We start from the raw sequence: 17670 nt of genomic DNA on the forward strand, positions 1-17670 counted from the left end.
TCCGAGCCACTTGGTCAGTGCCTGTCCTGCTTTGTCAGTGTGCTCGCCCGGCCCGACACGACAAGGCCACCACGGTGCGGATCGCTACTTGTCCTCGTCGGCCTGCCCGGAGGAACGAAACGCGTCCAACAGTTCACGCAAGGTGTCCGAGGTGGCCTCGGCGCGCACCCGGGCGCGGTCGGCCTCCTCGGCCTGGACGCGCGCCTGCTCTGCCTGACGCTGCATCGTCTCGAGTTGCTGGCGGACCTGGGCCAGCTCGGTGCGCAGCTGCTCGGCGTCCCGGACCGCCTCATCTCGGGCCGCGTCGGCGTCTGCGTGTTGCGCGGTGGCGGTCTCCGCCGCGGCGAGAGCGTCGGCCTCGCCGGCGCGCGCGGCATCCAGGGCCACCGCGGTGGCCTCGTCTGCCTGCTCGGCGGCGCGCTTCCACGCCGCCGCCCACACCGAGGCCACCATCGCCGACATCGGCTCAGACAAGTCCGGGGCCTCGGGAACCTCGCCTGCTGCGCCCGTGGCGTGCTCGCGCATCCACGCCGCTACCTCGCCGATCCGCACCCCCGCCTGTTTCTGCACCGCCCGCACGGTGACCTTGTCCCCCCGCGCGACGAGTACGCCGTAGGCGTGAGCGATCTTCTCCGACGACGACATGGCAGCCCTTCCAGATTCAGTATTCGGTAACCGGTAACGCGATCTGTTACCAACGTTACCACAGGCGCCGAACCGAAGCATCCCCGTCGCGCCAGTGCGCAGCAAACCGGCCGGAACCTCGCCGTCGGAGCACCCCTGCCAACCAACGAGGAACAAGGCGGGTCCCGGGCCACCGCGGCCCGCGCCACACAAGCCTGTCGCGCCCGAGTGAGACAATGGACTACGTGCTGATCGCCTATGTCGACGAGTCCTACGACCAGGACCTCTATTACATCGGGGCAGCAATCGCCGACTACGACCAATGGGAGCAACTCCACCAGCTCTACACGCAGATCGCCGAGCGAACCGCCACGAAACACGGCACCGATCCCACGGCTGAGTTCCATGGACACGAGATCATGGGCGGCGCAGGACAGTGGGCCAACCTTCGCGGCAAACACCGCGAAGCAGCTGGCCTCTACAGTGCCGTCCTACGGGCAGCACAACACGCGGGCGTGCGGTACCTCTTCGAAGGGGTGGACGTCAGACGCCTCAACGCCCGATATCGGTACCCGCAACAGCCCCACACCGTAGTGTTCCGCCACCTGCTCGAGCAGATCGACACTTACACTGCCCAACACGGCGCCGGAGAGCAGGCGATCGTCATCGCCGACGAGATCGCCACCAGCGCCCAACACCAGGACCAGTTCAGCGCCTACCAAGACTTCGGCACCGGCGGATACCGGCCAAGCCGACTTCAGCACATCTCCGCGCCCATCAACTTCGCCGACTCACGGCACACCCCCGGCCTACAGGCCGTCGACATGGCCGTCTACATCCACCGCCGAGCCCAGGCGGTGCACAATCAGCACCCCCGAGCTCAAGCAGTCACCGACAAACTCGCCCACCTGATCTACCAAAACACCCACCGGCAACGCACCTGGGAGCCCTAAATAAAACGAGGGCCCCCTCGCGGGAGCCCTCGGCAGGCAACGTTCCGGTATCCGGCCCGTTGTGCCCCCAGACTACCGCGCCACACCCAATCCACACCAGACCCCGACGAGGCTCACCAGGTGATCCCGCACGCCCTAACGCTCAGCGAAAGCCGCCAAACTCGTATGCGCAGGAACGTGTGGCAGACCTGCTGCTGCGCCTTGGATGCCTAGAGGATCGTGCCGAGCATTACACGGTGCCTGATGCGTGGCGATCGCAGCTCGAGTCAAACTGTGGCCCCAAAACGGGGCTCGACCAGCCATTATGTGAACGCCGATAACTTATGTTATGACAAGTAGGCGATGCCGAGTATCCGGCGAACTCGACCTCTCCCAGAGCGGGCCAAATGGCAGGTGGCTTGGTAGAGGAGCCTAACGAGCTATCCGATTGTTAGCTGGTGGCGACTGTGCCTTCCGTGATTGCATCACGCAGCACGTGCTTGAGAATCTTCCCCGAGGGGTTACGGGGAATGGGCTGGGTGATGAGCTCGCGCGGAAGCTTGTAACCCGCAATGAACTGGGATCCGTACTCGCGGAGCGACTCCAAGGTGACCTCGCGGCCCTCGACCGGGGTGACGACGGCGATGAGGCTCTCCCCGAACATCTCGTCCGGCCGCCCGACGACCGCCACATCGGCCACGTCCGGGTGGCCGGCGAGGGCCTGTTCGACCTCCACCGAGTACACGTTGCGCCCGCCCGTGATGATCATGTCCTTCATCCGATCAACGATCGTGATAAACCCGTCGGCGTCCCGGACCGCCACGTCGCCGCTGTGCAGCCAGCCGTCGCGGAGCGCATCGGCGGTGGCCTCGGGCTTGTTCCAGTAGCCCTTCATGATGGTCTCGCCTCGGTAAATGATCTCCCCGGGCTCGCCGACCGCGGTGTCGTTGCCCTCGTCGTCGACGATCCGCGTCTCGGCGTTAGTGATGGACGCCCGTCCGGTGGCATCTGGGCGGGCGCGTACTTCGTCCGGAGTGAGGAAGATGCCGGTCGGGCCGCCTTCGGTTTGGCCGCACAGCTGGAAGAACTGCACGTGCGGCAGGGTGGCGAGCAAGCTGGTCGCCGCGCTCGGCGGCATTGGTGCGGCGCCGAAGAAGCCCAGCCGCCACGCGGACAGATCGCGCGTGCCGAGCTCGGGGTGCTGCAGCAGCATCTGGTACATGGTGGGCACGCCCAGGAACACGGTGATGCGGTGCTTCTCCAGCGCATCCAGGACCGCCTTGGGCTCGAACGCTGGCAGCACCACGTGAGTGGTGCCCAGGCTGAACCCTGACATAACGAACAGGACCAGCTCCGCGCAGTGGTACATCGGCGCGACGTGCAGATTCCGGTCGAAGATATTCATACCGAGTGCGGAAACCGAGTTCCCCACCCACAGCATGCGGTGATGGTCGAACAACGCTCCCTTGGGACGCCCGGTCGTGCCCGAGGTGTAGAGGATAATGCAGTCGTCGTCCTCGATGACCTCCACTTCCGGCGCGGTGGTCGGCATGGTGTCTGCGAGCCGCGCGATGCCCTGCGCGGCGGGCTCGTCCAGCACCAGACTTTGCGGCGCGGACGGCAGCGGATCGAGTTCGTCGAGGCCGGCCACCACCACCGCGAGCCCCTCGGAGTACAGCAGCACCGTCGCACCGGAGTCCTCGAGCAGGTAGCGAAGTTCGCGGGCCGGCACGCGAGGGTTGAGAGGCACGGCAATGGCCCCCAGTCGGAACGCTCCGTACAGGCCCAGGATGTACGCGTCGGAGTTCGGGCTCAGCAGTGCCACCCTGTCGCCCTTGCCGACTCCGAGCGACGCCAACGCGTGCGCATACTGATTGATCCGGGCCGCGAGCTGCTCGTACGAGTAGGTGCTCTCGCCGAAGATCAGTGCGGTCTTGTCCGGGTGCCGGCGGGCATTGAGCGCGAGGGCGCCTCCGAGAGTGGCCATGGTGACTCCTGAGGTGTCGATGACTCCGGGATCGGATATGTGACCCCGGACACAGCAGGAACAGTAACCGCCAGCGTGATGCTTGTACAGATGTTCAGTGAAAGTGAAACTCGAGTCAGGTGGCTGACCCGTGGGAACGATCGACAGCTCCTCCCCCGGACACGCTCACGCCGAGTTCGGGCTTGCTGCGCCCCTCGGTGTGGGTAAAGGTCCCGAGGTGGGTCCAGACGGCATCCACCAGCGGCTGCAGGAACAGCCGGCCCATCTGGTTGATGATCACGTCGACCACCTGGACGGAGTCGGCGCGACCTCGCGACGCCGCGCCGGTCTCGCGCATCGCAACGACCTCCCGGTGGGTGAGTTCGGTGAGCCGCTCCAGCAGTTGCCCCCGCTGACCACCGGGTTCGAGTAGCGCCCGGCGGAGGTAGTTGACCACCTCCGGGTTTCTGACCAGCATTTCCGAGACAGCCTCGTTCCGCACGCGAGCGATTTCTTCGCCGGCCCCGTCGGTCGGCGCCGAAGCAAGGGCCGACGCAAAACGCTCCACGACGATCTGCTCCACGGCCTCGCGGAGGCCGTCTTTGGACCCGTAGTGATGGACCACCAGCCCTACGGTAACCCCGGCGGCGGCCGCGACCGCCCGCATCGGTGTGCGGTCCTCGCCGTTGGCCGCGTAAAGCTCGAGAGCGGCGTTGCGGATTCGCGCTTTGGCGGTGAGATCTTGGTCGCCGGAGTGCTGGGCGGGGCGGTCCACGCGGTCTCCCTTCGGTCGACAAACGAGTCTACGGGGACGCGCCAATCGCTAAAGCTATACAGTGGCTAAGTTTACTGACTACTTGTATAGTCGCTGAAATGAGTCCCAGATCGCTCCGACCCCTGGCCGGCATACAGGTCGTCTCTTTGGCTACCAACCTGCCCGGTCCGCTGGCCGTGGCAGGCCTTCGTGACCTCGGCGCAGCGGTGATCAAAGTGGAGCCGCCGGTGGGTGACGCCTTGGCCGTGGCCGCGCCCTCCTGGTACGCAGAACTGACACAGGGAGTGGAGGTTCGTCGGGCCGACCTCAAAAGTCGTAGCGGCCTGGAGGAGCTGACCAGGCTGCTCGATACGGCGGACGTGTTGGTGACCGCCATGCGCCCGTCAGCGTTCTGCCGACTCGGCCTCGGCGATCTCAGCGACCGCTACCCGCGGTTGTGCCATGTGGAGATCGTGGGCTACGACGGCGCCGACGAGGAGGTCGCGGGCCACGACCTGACATATCAGGCGAGATACGGCACCATCCGGCCGCCGCACCTGCCGCTGGTCCCGGTCGCCGACACCGTCGGTGGGGAGCGGGCCATCTCGGCCGCCCTGGCCCTGCTGCTGGCCCGGGGACAGCACGACTCCGGCGGACATCAACGCATCACTCTCGACGCGGCCGCGTACGACTCCGCGGCTGCCCTCCGGCACGGCCTGTTTGGCAATGGAGCACCACTGGGCGGGGCTCTGCCCTCCTACAACATCTATGCCACCGCCGACGGCCACATCGCCCTGGGGGCACTCGAACCGCACTTCGAGGCCCGCACCAGAGAAGTACTCGATTGCGACGGCACATCCGCCGCCTACACCCGCGCCTTCGCCGCGCACACCACGGCCCACTGGGAGGATCTGGCCGCGCGCCACGACATCCCGCTCACCGCCGTTCGCGATGCCCACCCGGCCACAGCGCAGACCACTCACGCGCCCACGGCGCCCACCACCTGACCACCTTGAGGAAGGACCCAGTCATGACCGACTCCCCCCAGCCCCGTAGTTCCCGAGCCACCCGCGAGGCCGTGATCGTCGATGCCGTCCGGACCCCGGTCGGCAAGCGCGGCGGGGCGCTGGCCGCCTGGCATCCCGCCGATCTGCTGGGGGCCACCCTCAGTGAACTGGTTCGCCGCAGTGATGTGGCGCCGGAGAAAATCGACGACGTGATCGCTGGCTGTGTGATGACGCACGACCAGCAGAGCTCCAACATCGCTCGCCATGCGGTGCTCTCCTCCGGCCTGCCCGATTCGGTGCCGGCCGTGACCGTGGACCGACAGTGCGGCTCGGGGCAGCAAGCTGTCGCATTTGCCGCCCACGGTGTGGAGGCGGGGTCCTACGACCTCGCCATCGCATGCGGCGTGGAGTCGATGTCACAGGTGGCGCTGCCATCCTCATTACAACCCGGCGCCCCGCTAGGCCCGCAATACTCCCCCCGCGAACTGGCCCGCTACGACGGCGGACTGCTGGTTCAAGGCCCGTCCAGTGAGCTGATGAACACCCGCTTCGACCTCAGCCGGGAGGAACTCGACGCCTTCAGCCGCCGGAGCCACGAGCGGGCGCTGGCTGCCACCCGCGACGGCCGCTTCGAGACCCAGCTGGTTCCGCTGCGCCGCGACCCGCTCGATGACTCCAGCGAGCCCGTGACCGCGGATGAGGGGATCCGGGCCGAGCTCGACCCAGAGAAGATGGCGTCCCTGCGGGCGGTGTTCGCCGAAGACGGCAAGACCACCGCAGCCAACTCCTCCCAGCTCAGCGACGGCGCCGCCGCACTACTCATCGCCGACCGCGAGTTCGCCGAGGCCCACGGGCTCACCCCCCGCGCCCGCTTCGTGGTCCACGCGGTCGCCGCGGCCGATCCGATCATCCAGTTCACCGCAATCCTCGAGTCCACCCGCAAGGCCCTGGACCGGTCGGGGCTCACGGTGGACGATATCGACCTGTTCGAGGTCAACGAAGCGTTCGCGGGAGTACCGCTGATGTTCCAAAAAGAGTTCGGCGTCCCCGACGACAAACTCAACGTCAACGGCGGCTCGGTGGCTGTCGGCCACCCCCTCGGATCCACCGGCGCCCGCATGATGACGGACCTGCTGACCGAACTCGAACGCACCGGCAGCCGATACGGGCTACAGACCATCTGCGAAGCCCACGGCACCGCTAACACCACCATCATCGAACGCCTCTGACGAGCCCCCTCCGTCCCAGCCACCGTCCCAACCCCACTTCAGGAGCACCACCATGACGTCCCACCCCATCGTCACCGGTCTGCCGTCGACACACGGTGACAGTTACCAGCTCAACACCACCACCCTGCTGCGGCACTCCGCCCGGACCTACCCCGAGCAGGAGATCGTATTCCGCACCATCGACGGGGGCTGGGACCGCTACACCTACGCAGACATGTTCGAGCGGGTCGGGAAGTCAGCCCACGCGCTCACCGGGCTGGGGGCCGGCCCCGGAACGGTGGTGGGAATCCTGGATTGGAACTCCAAACGCCATATGGAGCTGTACTGGGCGATTCCCGGTATCGCATCGGTGATGCTGCAGATGAACCTGCGGCTCGCCCCGGTGGACCTGGCCTATGTCACCGACCACGCCGAAGCCTCGATCGTGCTGGTCGACGAGTCCCTGCTGCCCGTGGCCGAGGCGCTGGTCGAGCAGGGCGTCGGGGTGAAGACCTGGGTGGTCATGACGGACAAGCCACTCTCGGAGATCTCCACCACCCTGCCCGGGGTCGTCCACTGGGAAGACGCGCTGACGGCCGCGGAATCGACCTTCGACTGGCCGATGATCGACGAAACCTCGGCGTACAGCGCGTGCTACACCACCGGCACCACCGGCCGCCCCAAGGGCGTGTACTACTCCCATCGCGGGATCTACCTCCACACTCTTGCCGAGGCAGCGCAGTTGAAGATGGGCGACGACGACACCGTCATGGTCATCACCCCGATGTTCCACGGCCAGGGCTGGGGACTGCCGCAGTCGGCCATCTACTCGGCCGCCAAGGTCGTGCTGCCCGGACGGTATACGGCCGAGGACACCTCTGTGCTGGTTGACGCGATGATCTCCGAGTCCGTCACCGTAGCCAACGGTGCCCCCGCGATCTTCGAGCCGATGCTCGACTACATCCGCACACTCAAGACACGCCCGGACTTCAGCCGCGCCCGTCTGCTGTCCGGGGCGACCGAACCGTCGCTCACGCTCATGCGCGGCTTCCATGACCTCACCGGCGCCGACATCATCCACGCCTACGGCGCCACGGAGACCACTCCGCTGGTCACCGTCAACGCAGGCCTGAAGCACACGCTGCGGGACGTGCTCAGTGAGAAGGAGAAGTGGGATCTCAAGCGGGCCCAGGGTCTGCTGGTCAACGGGATCGACATCAAGGTCGTCGGACCGGACGGAACCGAACTACCCCACGACGGTGTCTCCCAGGGCGAGGTGCTCATGCGCGGCCCGTGGATCATCGAGCGCTACCACAAGATGGAAGACAAAGGCGGCGCGTTCGCCGATGGGTGGTGGCGCAGCGGCGATGCCGGCACGATCCGCCCCGACGGCTACCTCAAGCTGACCGACCGCATCAAGGACGTGGTCAAAAGCGGCGGCGAATGGATCTCCTCGATCGACATGGAAAACGCGATCGTCGCCCACCCACAGGTCCGCGAAGCCGCCGTGGTGGGGATCGAGCATCCCAAGTGGCAAGAGCGCCCGGTTGCGATCGTCGTCCAAGAAGACGGTGCCGATCTTGACGTCGACGACATCCACGCCGTGTTGGAAGACAAGTTCGCCAAGTGGCAACTGCCCGACATCGTCATCTTCGCCGACGCGCTGCCGCGCACCAGCGTCGGCAAGTTGGACAAAAAGACGCTACGCACCGACCACGCCGATCTCTACCGGGGAGCCGAGGAATGAGCGGCCAGAACGGACACGATGACGTGGTCCTCAGCGAACGACGCGGCGCCGTCGCGATCCTGCGCATCAACCGACCCGAGGCCCGGAATGCACTGAACGCCGCGGTGTTCGACGCCTTGAACAAGCACCTCGCCGAGCTGCGGACCGAGGACTCCGTGCGCGCCATAGTCCTGGCCGGCGCGGGCGGCGTGTTCTGCGCCGGAGCAGACATCACCGCGTTCGACGCCCTGCGGGCCGATCCGTTGATCGGGCAGCGGCGGGCCTCCGGGGGGACTCTATGGGCCGACCTGGAGAACTTCCCCAAACCGGTGATCGCAGCCGTCGAGGGCCTGGCCCTGGGGGGCGGGCTCGAACTCGTCCTGGCCTGCGACACCAGCATCGTCGGCCAGGGTGCCCGCCTTGGATTACCCGAGGTCAAGCTCGGCGTCATCCCCGGCGGCGGCGGCACCCAACGACTCATCCGGGCGCTCGGCAAACCTCGCGCCATGGCACTGCTGCTCAGCGGCGACCTGGTCACCGGGACCGAGGCCGCCACCCTCGGCCTGGTGGGAAAGGTGGTCGACGACGACGAGGTCGTCGAACAGGCGATCGCCCTGGCGCAGCGGATCTCGGCTAATTCCCCGCTGGCCGTGGCCCTGGCCAAAGACGCCGCCCTGGCCGCGCAGACCGGGTCGATAGCCGCAGGGCTCGAGCACGAAAAGCGCAACTTCGTCTATTCACTCGCCTCAGACGACAGCCACGAGGGCCAGGCCGCCTTCGTGGCCAAGCGTTCGCCGAACTTCACCGGCCGCTGACCCGGCCCGACAAGGACAAGATCATGACCACCACCCTGTTCCCCGACCACCGCCCCACCTGGCAAACCGAGTCCCACGAGTTGCTACGGGACCACGCCCGCGCCTTCTTCGCCAGAGAAGTCACCCCCCGCCAGGCGGACTGGGCCCGGCAGGGCCACGTCGACCGCGAACTCTGGAACAGAGCCGGAGCGGCAGGCCTACTGCTCACCGACATCGCCGAAAAGGACGGCGGCGGGGGAGGCGACTTCGGCCACGAGGCTGTAGTGGCCCAGGAACTGGCGTACGCGCACGACAGCGCGTTCGGCTTCACCGTGCACTCCACGATCGTCAGCCACTACATCAACGCCTACGGGACCGAGGAGCAAAAGCGCCGCTGGCTACCCGGGCTCGCCTCCGGCGAGAAAGTGGTGGCCGTCGCCATGACCGAGCCTGGTACCGGCTCAGACCTGCAGAACGTCAAGACCACAGCGATCCGCGACGGCGACCACTACGTGGTCAACGGCGCCAAGACCTTCATCTCCAACGGCACCCACTGCGACTTGGTTGTCATCGTGGCCAAGACCGATCCAGCGGCCGGCGGCAAGGGCATCTCCCTACTAGTCGCCGAGGTCGACAATAACGTCGCGGGCTTCTCCCGCGGCGCCGTCCTCGAGAAGATCGGCATGCACGGATGGGACACCCGCGAACTCTTCTTTGACGACATGCGGGTACCGGTGGAGAACATCCTTGGCGAGGAGGGCTCCGGCTTCGCCGAACTCATGACCCAGTTGCCGCGGGAGCGACTCATCATCGGAGTCGCCGGCGTGGCAGTGGCCGAGGCCGCGGTGATCGAGACCATCCGGTACGTCAAAGAGCGCGATGCGTTCGGCAAGAAACTCCTGGACTTCCAGAACACCCAGTTCGTACTAGCCGAGTGCAAGGCCGACGTCTACGCCGGCAAGGCGCTGATCGACGACGGCATCCGCCGCCAGATCGACGGCACCCTCGACGCCGCCGGCGCCTCGATGATCAAGCTGTGGGCCACCGACATGCAGTGCCGCGTGGTGGACAAGTGCCTACAGCTGTTCGGTGGCTACGGCTACATGATGGAGTACCCCATCGCCCAGATGTACACCGCCTCCCGCGTGCAGCGGATCTACGGCGGCACCAACGAGATCATGAAGCTGCTCGTAGCCAGGTCGCTGTGAACGCCACTCCCCCAAGTCCGTCCGTCTACGCCGAAGACTTCACCCCGGGCCAGATTCACAAACTGGGCGATCACACCGTCTCCAAGGCCGAACTGGTCGATTTCGCCACCCGCTGGGACGCACAGTGGTTTCACATCGATGAGGACGCCGCCAACCAGGGTCACTTCCGCGGACTCATCGCCAGCGGGGTACACACCATTGCCATCGCTCAACGGCTGCTCACACAAACAATGCTCAACCAATGGGCAGTGATCGCCGGGCTCGGATTCGACAAGGTACGGTTCCCGGCGCCCGTCCGACCCGGCAACGTTCTCACCGGAACCGCCCAAATTGCCGAGATCACTCTCGACGGAACACGCGGACGAGTGAAGATAGAAATGCGGCTGACCGATCAGGACGACCACACCGTCCTCTACGCCGAACTGACCATCGTCATGTGGCAAAGAGAGCAGGCCACGACACCGTCCGGAGGCTTCAACTGACACACGGCAGGACGTCACCAGAAAGAGCAACGGTCCCGCCCTACATCGACGAAGCGACCTTCATCTCGTATCCGCAAGTCAGCGTGGGACGTGACGACCCCACCTCACGACGGTGGCTCAAGGTAGTCAAACCCCCGTCCGAGCGCGTCCGCTAGCTAGCGATCGATTTCGCGACACTCACAGAACCAGTCGTTTCCGCAGGGCAGCAGTGTCCGAAAACTCGTGTCGCCTTGCCACCCACATCGAGCACCGGTAACCAAACCTTATGACAAGTAAACGATGCCGAGTTGTGGGTTCCCCAACTCGACCGCTTCCCCGAATTCCTCGCAGGTGTTCGACTTCGGGCATACGCGACCTGCTCGTCGGCGGGTGGCGAGTTCGTCGATTCTCGGCATCGGGTTGACACTGAGGTTGGCCGAAATGCCTAACCGGGTCACCCTCTCCCCCGTCACGCACCCCGATCCGGAAGGGCCCATTCGGCGTGTTCTAACATCAGTTTCAGTCAACGCGCACAAGGCCCCTGCCAGGCAATCGGCGGGGCCTTGCCTGCTTCATCCCGACACGTGATGTGTCAGCGGGCGGTGGCGAACCGTCGCTCGCGGCGCAACTGCCAGTACCTCGGAATCGTCCAGCGAAGCGGCGTCTTGTCGATCACAAGACGTGCAAACCTTGTCCGGTAGACCACGTCGTGCCGGACGGCGAACGACCAATGTCCAACGAACCAGGCCACCATGCCGGCGGCCATTACCGTGGGCGCCCAAGTGCGCGACTGCATGACGCCGCAGAACCCTATGAAGGCGCAGAAGCCTCCCACCACGCGAGCTACGGGCGGCATCAGTATCGAGCCCGCTGCCACAACGGCGACAGCCTGGAGCGCCGTCTGTGGATCCCACATCACCGAACCGCCTTTCGCGACATACTTCAACTTCGCATCACGATGTCAGTCACCTACGACATCTAGCACGCCCGGTTGCCCGGTTCCTTTGCTGATTTCTGCCGGGCTCGGACTTCGTTGCACGCCTCGCACTTGGGGAAGTCGGACGGAGAGACCTCGAAGAATGTCTTTTCGAGCGAGGGCAGGTCCCCTCCGAAGTCCGCTTTCTCGAGCGCCACGCGCGTACTAGTGAAGTGCGCACCGGCAAACCCCGCGCGCCCGCCGAAGCGCGCACCGGAGAATACCTCGTCCCCGATAAAGTGCGCACCGGCGAACTGGGCGCGCCCGGCGAAGCGCGCACCGTTGAACCCCGCGCCCCCGATGAAGTGTCCATACGCGAAGAACGCGTCCCCACTGAAGCGCGTATGCGAGAAGACCGCGTCCCCGGTATAATGAGCATCGTTGAACGTCGCGCCTCCGGTGAAGTGCGCAAACTTGAACGTCGTGATCCCGGTGAAGTACGCACCCTTGAACGACACTTGCCCCCTGTCAAAGACGCACCGATACATATTCAGGTCGTGGAATGTGCAGCCATCGAAGACGAAATTGAAGCTGCTCCACACGCCCGGTTGGGTGATTTCGTCCTCGACAGTGCCAAGGCGTGAGCGGACAATTCCTTGGATCGAGTGCTTGAACGCCACCATCCGGCCATAAGCCGCTTCATCGTCTGGCATAGGGTCGCGTAGCTGTGAGATGAGTACGTCGATGCACACCTGCTGCTCGGCTCGAGCCCGGTCCGGCTCGTTTCGATAGTGCGCGCGCCAATCATCGGCCAGTGCAGCAACGGCGTAGGCGGCGCCCTCCCTCGCTCGCAGCTCATCAGTAGCCAGGAGTTTGACCAACTCATGGAACCGATCCCTGAGCGTCCGCTCCGTGGTGTCTCGTCGTTCGATGTCGCGCCGCTCTCGCTCGGCCCGCAAACCCCATCTGGCGGTCGTGATTGCTACACCAGCTCCGATGATCGCAGCGATCGGTACCGCTAGTGATGCGGCTTGAAAACCGGTGAACCACGGCTCGTTGTTTGCCCAGTTCTCCCGGATCTCGGCCCGCCCGCTGACGACCAAAAGGACAACGAGGCCGCCAAGGCCAACGACGGTGATTGTCCAGAACGCAAGGGCACCAACCCAGCCCAGCACCCTTCCCATTCGCGGTCGCTTCGCTTCTTGCGAGCTCCCGGTTAAGACCGTCATTTCCGACAGCAGCTCAGAGTTGACGACGGCATGATCACCATCGCTGCGGCGTGTAGTCATAGCCTCTCTTTCGCCCCCGTCCTGACAATGCGCAGTTGATACTGGTCCTATGTGGCCGTTACTCGCTCGACTTCCAGCGCACCACACCGTTGACGGAGTGTGCAGTAGCGAGGTGTGCCCCAGTTCGGAGCCACCGAGACCGCCCCCTGGGAAGGCACACCCCCACATTCCGTTCTCACCTGCGTCGACCAGCTGGCTAAGAACTTGAACCTTCCGACCCTTCGCCCACAGCTGACGCGCTACCGCACGGAGCGACCCACCAGCGTCTGCACCCTGCGCCCCCAGCGACTACCCCAAGCTGTCGGGCAGCTGACGCTGCCAGGCGTGTGACCTCCCCCATGCAGCACGAGCGCCAGTACACACGTTATGACAAGCTAGCGCTGTCACGGCACCCTATTAAAAGACGACTCGTCGAAGAGTAAACACCCTAGTAGGCGTCGTCTCATACGATCGGACCGTTGTGTTGCTCGAGAGGAGGCGCCTTGTCTGCCGACGCCGACGTCAATTCAAACAGCGCGAGCGATAGCGGCGCCCCTCAACTCGCGGACGTGACAATGCCGCCAGCTGCGACCTCGCCAGCCCCCTCGTTCCTCGGCCCCCCGGTACCTCCGGCGCAACGTGTGTACTTTTACCCGCCCAACGAATGGGAAGTCTTCATTACCGAATGGGCGACCGGTCTCACTACCTCGTACTGTCAGATCAAGCAGCTTGGAGGGTCCGGAGATCGTGGTGTCGACGTTGCCGCCTTCAAGACTGCGCGCGGTCTCGAAGACAAGTGGGACTGCTATCAGGCGAAGCACTATGCAAATCCGCTGAATTTCTCAGACGCGGCACCAGAGATCTTGAAGGTATTCCGCGGAGTCGCGGACAAGTACTATGTGCTTCCCGACCAATACGTATTTGTCGCGCCTCGCGGATGCGGAGCCTCGCTATCCCGTCTCCTGAGTAAGCCCACCGAGCTGAAGAAAAAGTTTCTCCGAATGATCGATTCGCGAGGTCCGGCCACCAAGACGATTGATGACGAAACACTGCAGGCCATCCGCAACCTGGCAGCGACGTCAGACTTTTCAATCTTCCGCTCTCTCGAATTCAACGAGATGATTGACGTACATCGCCGAACCCCCTACCACGCAGCAAGGTTCGGAACGACATTGCCAGCGCGCCCACCAGTCGACCAACCCCCGATCAATCCGACTGGCGGCGAGATCATCTACATCGGGAAGCTTGTCGACGTCTACAAAGAACAAGACCCGTCAGCCTGTCCGGACATCGATTCCGTGACTACACACTCCAAGTACGGCGCTCACCTTCAGCGGCAACGTGAAGCCTTTCACTCCGCCGAGGCATTGCGCCGCTACGCCCGAGACTCAGTTCCAGACGGCACGTTCGAGCTCCTGCAAAACGATGTGTATATAGGTGTCATCGACACCGCCGAAGCGGATCATGCCAGCGGCATGGAGCGACTTCGCGCTGTCCTAACTCAGTCCGGACAATTGGACCTAGGAGCCCACTCCCTGATTTCCGTGTCCGGCAATATAGATCGCCAGGGCATCTGCCATCAACTCGCTAACGCCGACAGCCTGACTTGGGTAGAAACTAATGAGTAGCCCACTCAATAGTCCCGTCGAAGTTGGGCTTCGAGTATTAATGATCCTTACAGAAGCCTTCCCGGCCCACCTTGATATCAATCGCTTGGTACTTTTCGATCACGGCGTGCTTCACAGTGCAGACCTTGACGGACCGGAGAGCTTGCACCCACCCACTCCTATACGAGTAGGTGAGCTCGGAATGAAAAGACAACGCCTTGAAGAAGGTCTCCGAGTCCTGATCCGGGCCGGTCTCGCAGAGATGTTCACAGAAAGCAGTGGTATCGAGTTCGGCGCGAGCGACTCCGCTGAGAGCTTCTTACGAATCCTTGAAAGTGACTACTCGCGCGTCCTGCACGAACGCGCCCAATGGGTCGTCGAGAACTTTGGAAACATCGACGACAATCGACTCAGAGAGCAGATGCGCGAGATTTCTTCGCACTGGCCTGAAGAGTTTGAGGCTATTACCCTGCAGTATGGGAGCGAATTCTGATGGACCGGATCCAGCTTACCCACCTGACCTTTACTGGCATCGGAATGTCTGACGCATCGATTGATTTCAGTCCTCACGTGACTGTAATACACGGCCCCTCGGATACTGGGAAGTCATTCATCCTAGACGCGATTGACTTCGTCCTCGGCGCGAAGAAGCTTAAGGAAATCCCCGAGCGAGATGGGTACAACCGAGTCCTGCTCGGACTTCAGCTCCCGAGCGGCGATCGCGTCACACTCACGCGTGCCGTTAACGGAGGAGGAGTCGGCCTGTATCGGAGCGATTTCCGCACCGAACCACCGGGGCTTCCCGACCTGACGCTAGCGGCAAAGCACAGCTCAACGTCGAACTCGAATATCTCCAGGTTCCTTCTTAACCAAGTAGGTCTAGATGGCAAGTCTGTGCGTAAGAACGCACAAAATAAGACCCACATGCTCAGTTTTCGGGACCTTACGCGGCTGTGTCTAGTCGGGGAGACTGAGATGCAGGCCGAAGAAGCGCCGGGGCTAAGCGGCAACCCGGTGAACAGGACCAAAGAAGTCTCAGTCTTGAAGCTCCTCCTCACCGGAGAAGACGATTCCGACCTCATCGCCGTCCCCTCATCGCAAGAGCAGAAGCGACTGCGCGGTGCCCGGGAGGAGGTTGTCGAGCGGATGCTTGCACAGCTGGAAACGAAGCTCGACGGTGTCGCCGATCCGGGTGAACTCAGGCTGCAACTTGGCAAGCTGAATGACGCTATTGACGTACACACAGCCACGGTTGGTGATCTCACGAGACAGCGGGGACAGTTACTAGCGGAACGCCGCCGCATCGAGCGAAACGAGCGTGCCCAGCGAGTCGAATATTTGGATGCAACAGCACTCCAGCAGCGTTTTGGCCTACTATTGAAGCAGTACACTAGCGACCTATCCCGCCTAGATATGATTGCCGAAGCTGGGAACCTCCTAGGGTATTTCCGACCGGGGACTTGCGTTTTCTGCGGTGCGGAGCCGTCGAGCCAGCACCTCAATCTCAATTGCGAGGGCGACTCCACCAGTTTTGGCCTAGCCATCGAAGTTGAAACCCAAAAGACTCGCGTTCTTCGCGAAGATCTTCTAGGGACAATAGAGCGTCTGGACGCCAGGATCGAGGCACTCGGAAGATCAATCAGGTCAGCACGCCTTGAGTCTGAACGCCTTCAGATTGAACTAGACGAGCTCGATGTTGAGATGAATCCTCAACAGGGCGGCCTCCGCGAACTTCTCACAAAGCGTAGCGAAGTCGAGAGATATTTAGGCCTCTCCGATCAAGTGGAATCCCTCGAGGCCATGCTCCGGAAACTCTCTAAGGAGAATGGGACCGAGGTTGCGATAGCGGTCGCTGGATTGAGTTTAACAGCCGTTCGCGAGTTCTCATCTGAGATCTCCACGCGGCTCGAAGAATGGGGTTACCCCGATGCGGGCTCAGTCCGATACGACCGGAACGAACTGGACATAGTCGCTGGGGACCAACTTCGGTCCGCCCACGGGAAGGGCGTTCGAGCCGTCCTACACGCTGCCTTCACATTGTCACTCGCTCAGTACTGTTTCGACCGAGAGTTCGCACATCCAGGTTTCGTTGTTCTCGACTCCCCCCTCGTGACATACCGTCCGCCAGATAAGTCCAGAGACACTGACGAAGAACCCCCCGAAGACGTTGTCCGTGCGTTCTACCGTGACATTCAGGAGAACTTCGACGGCCAGGTCATCGTTATGGAGAATACAGACCCGCTTGAGCCTCTCGCGTCGAACGCAATCGACATCCCGTTCACTAAACGAACTAGCGACGGGCGGTACGGTTTCTTCCCGGTTACACATTCTTGGACTCTCCCGTCGTAAGAGAAGCCCGACAACAGGTGGCGCAGCAGGATGGCTACGGCGCTACACGAGTGGGCCCTTCACCAGCTCTCTTGAGAGCTCGATAGAGCGTCGATCGGCCCACTCCGAGGTCTCGGGCGATCGCTGACGGCCCCTCCCCCGCCTCGACGCGTGCGCTGGCCTTTTGGATCTGTTCGTCGGTCAGGACACGTTTGCGTCCCTTGTACTTCCCCTTTGTTTTGGCGATGGCGATGCCCTCGGTCTGGCGTTCGCGGATGATGGCCCGCTCGAACTCGGCGAACGCCCCGAGCAGAGAGAGCATGAGGTCGGCTCGAGGATCCTGGGCGCCAGCTGCGTAGGTTGCCCGTTCGTGGACGAACTCCACGCTCGCGCCCTTGGCTGTAATCTCTCCAACGATCTGCTTGAGATCGACCAGGGAACGGGCGAGTCGGTCCATCGAGGCGACAACCAGCTCGTCACCGTCGCGCAAGTATCCGATGCACTCGGCGAGCTTCACGCGGTCCGCACGAGAGCGTGCCGACTGCTTCTCGACATAGATACGGTCGCACTCCCCCACCGCCTCAAGCTGACGCGCTTCGTTCTGATCGGCGGCCGACACGCGCACGTACGCCACCCGCTGCCCGCGCGGACGCGCGGCCCGGCGAGCCGACTTCGGAGTAGGCTCCGATCTCGGTTTTGCTTCGACAACGTTCTCCGAGTCCGTCGACTCCACCCGAAAGTTCCAACCCAACTCGTCCCGGCGGCGGAACCGGGTCCGCACGCTCCCGCGGCTGACAATGAGCACCTCCTCGCCACCGTCACCCGAACGGTTCAGCAACGTCCCGATCCGATCAGCCATCGAAAGACCCTT

The 17670-nt window shown here is 63.6% G+C and carries 16 protein-coding genes; 10 read left to right on the plus strand and 6 right to left on the minus strand.

Annotated elements, in window-relative coordinates; genetic code table 11:
- Positions 1-84: 84 nt before the first annotated feature.
- Positions 85-645, minus strand: a complete 561-nt coding sequence (locus G6030_RS01045) for a DNA-binding protein (protein ID WP_182641921.1) — start codon at positions 643-645, stop codon at positions 85-87.
- A gap of 215 nt (positions 646-860) precedes the next feature.
- On the opposite strand from G6030_RS01045, the gene G6030_RS01050 reads away from it, so the two are divergent.
- Complete coding sequence (locus G6030_RS01050; protein ID WP_067718684.1) at positions 861-1577, plus strand: DUF3800 domain-containing protein; 717 nt, start codon at positions 861-863, stop codon at positions 1575-1577.
- Between the two features lie 430 nt (positions 1578-2007).
- Here G6030_RS01050 and G6030_RS01055 read toward each other — a convergent pair whose 3' ends face one another.
- Complete coding sequence (locus G6030_RS01055; RefSeq protein ID WP_063934980.1) at positions 2008-3543, minus strand: long-chain fatty acid--CoA ligase; 1536 nt, start codon at positions 3541-3543, stop codon at positions 2008-2010.
- 115 nt (positions 3544-3658) lie between these two features.
- On the minus strand, positions 3659-4297 hold the full coding sequence (locus G6030_RS01060) for a TetR/AcrR family transcriptional regulator (RefSeq protein ID WP_006897085.1): 639 nt from the start codon (positions 4295-4297) through the stop codon (positions 3659-3661).
- A gap of 98 nt (positions 4298-4395) precedes the next feature.
- Here G6030_RS01060 and G6030_RS01065 point away from each other — a divergent pair, with 98 nt between their 5' ends.
- Genes G6030_RS01065 through G6030_RS01090 form a run of 6 tightly spaced genes read left to right on the plus strand, consistent with a single transcriptional unit; the run spans position 4396 to position 10701 of the window.
- Positions 4396-5283, plus strand: a complete 888-nt coding sequence (locus G6030_RS01065; RefSeq protein ID WP_008382193.1) for a CoA transferase — start codon at positions 4396-4398, stop codon at positions 5281-5283.
- Positions 5284-5306: 23 nt separating this feature from the next.
- A complete protein-coding gene (locus G6030_RS01070; RefSeq protein WP_006897083.1) occupies positions 5307-6512 on the plus strand; it encodes a thiolase family protein in 1206 nt (401 codons plus the stop codon).
- Positions 6513-6564: 52 nt separating this feature from the next.
- Positions 6565-8238, plus strand: coding sequence for a long-chain-fatty-acid--CoA ligase (locus tag G6030_RS01075; protein WP_006897082.1), 1674 nt, complete (start codon positions 6565-6567; stop codon positions 8236-8238).
- A complete protein-coding gene (locus G6030_RS01080) occupies positions 8235-9032 on the plus strand; it encodes an enoyl-CoA hydratase-related protein (protein ID WP_182641922.1) in 798 nt (265 codons plus the stop codon). Before G6030_RS01075 ends, G6030_RS01080 begins: the two co-directional genes overlap by 4 nt.
- A 23-nt stretch (positions 9033-9055) precedes the next feature.
- Positions 9056-10219 (plus strand): acyl-CoA dehydrogenase family protein, encoded by a 1164-nt coding sequence (locus G6030_RS01085; protein WP_008382198.1) that lies wholly within the window; start codon positions 9056-9058, stop codon positions 10217-10219.
- Positions 10216-10701 (plus strand): MaoC/PaaZ C-terminal domain-containing protein, encoded by a 486-nt coding sequence (locus G6030_RS01090; RefSeq protein ID WP_006898348.1) that lies wholly within the window; start codon positions 10216-10218, stop codon positions 10699-10701. The genes G6030_RS01085 and G6030_RS01090 overlap by 4 nt, the downstream gene beginning before the upstream one ends.
- A 571-nt stretch (positions 10702-11272) precedes the next feature.
- On the opposite strand, the gene G6030_RS01095 is transcribed toward G6030_RS01090, so the two are convergent.
- Together G6030_RS01095 and G6030_RS01100 are read right to left on the minus strand one after the other, a co-directional pair.
- The gene (locus G6030_RS01095) at positions 11273-11596 is read right to left on the minus strand and encodes a hypothetical protein (RefSeq protein WP_182641923.1); all 324 of its coding nucleotides are present in this window, start codon (positions 11594-11596) and stop codon (positions 11273-11275) included.
- Between the two features lie 62 nt (positions 11597-11658).
- On the minus strand, positions 11659-12885 hold the full coding sequence (locus G6030_RS01100) for a pentapeptide repeat-containing protein (RefSeq protein ID WP_182641924.1): 1227 nt from the start codon (positions 12883-12885) through the stop codon (positions 11659-11661).
- 482 nt (positions 12886-13367) lie between these two features.
- Here G6030_RS01100 and G6030_RS01105 point away from each other — a divergent pair, with 482 nt between their 5' ends.
- The 3 genes from G6030_RS01105 to G6030_RS01115 are packed head-to-tail and all read left to right on the plus strand — an operon-like array spanning position 13368 to position 16820.
- Positions 13368-14492 carry an ABC-three component system protein gene (locus tag G6030_RS01105; protein ID WP_182641925.1) on the plus strand — a complete coding sequence of 375 codons (1125 nt, stop codon included), beginning with the start codon at positions 13368-13370 and terminating at the stop codon, positions 14490-14492.
- Positions 14485-14964: an ABC-three component system middle component 2 gene (locus G6030_RS01110; protein WP_182641926.1), complete on the plus strand. Its 480-nt coding sequence runs from the start codon at positions 14485-14487 to the stop codon at positions 14962-14964. Before G6030_RS01105 ends, G6030_RS01110 begins: the two co-directional genes overlap by 8 nt.
- Complete coding sequence (locus G6030_RS01115; RefSeq protein WP_182641927.1) at positions 14964-16820, plus strand: ATP-binding protein; 1857 nt, start codon at positions 14964-14966, stop codon at positions 16818-16820. Before G6030_RS01110 ends, G6030_RS01115 begins: the two co-directional genes overlap by 1 nt.
- Before the next feature lie 34 nt (positions 16821-16854).
- Here the strand turns inward: G6030_RS01115 and G6030_RS01120 are convergent, their stop codons facing one another.
- Positions 16855-17658: a recombinase family protein gene (locus tag G6030_RS01120; protein ID WP_182641928.1), complete on the minus strand. Its 804-nt coding sequence runs from the start codon at positions 17656-17658 to the stop codon at positions 16855-16857.
- Positions 17659-17670 lie beyond the last annotated feature (12 nt).

This window comes from Dietzia sp. E1 (assembly GCF_014145015.1).
Lineage (GTDB): Bacteria > Actinomycetota > Actinomycetes > Mycobacteriales > Mycobacteriaceae > Dietzia > Dietzia cinnamea_A.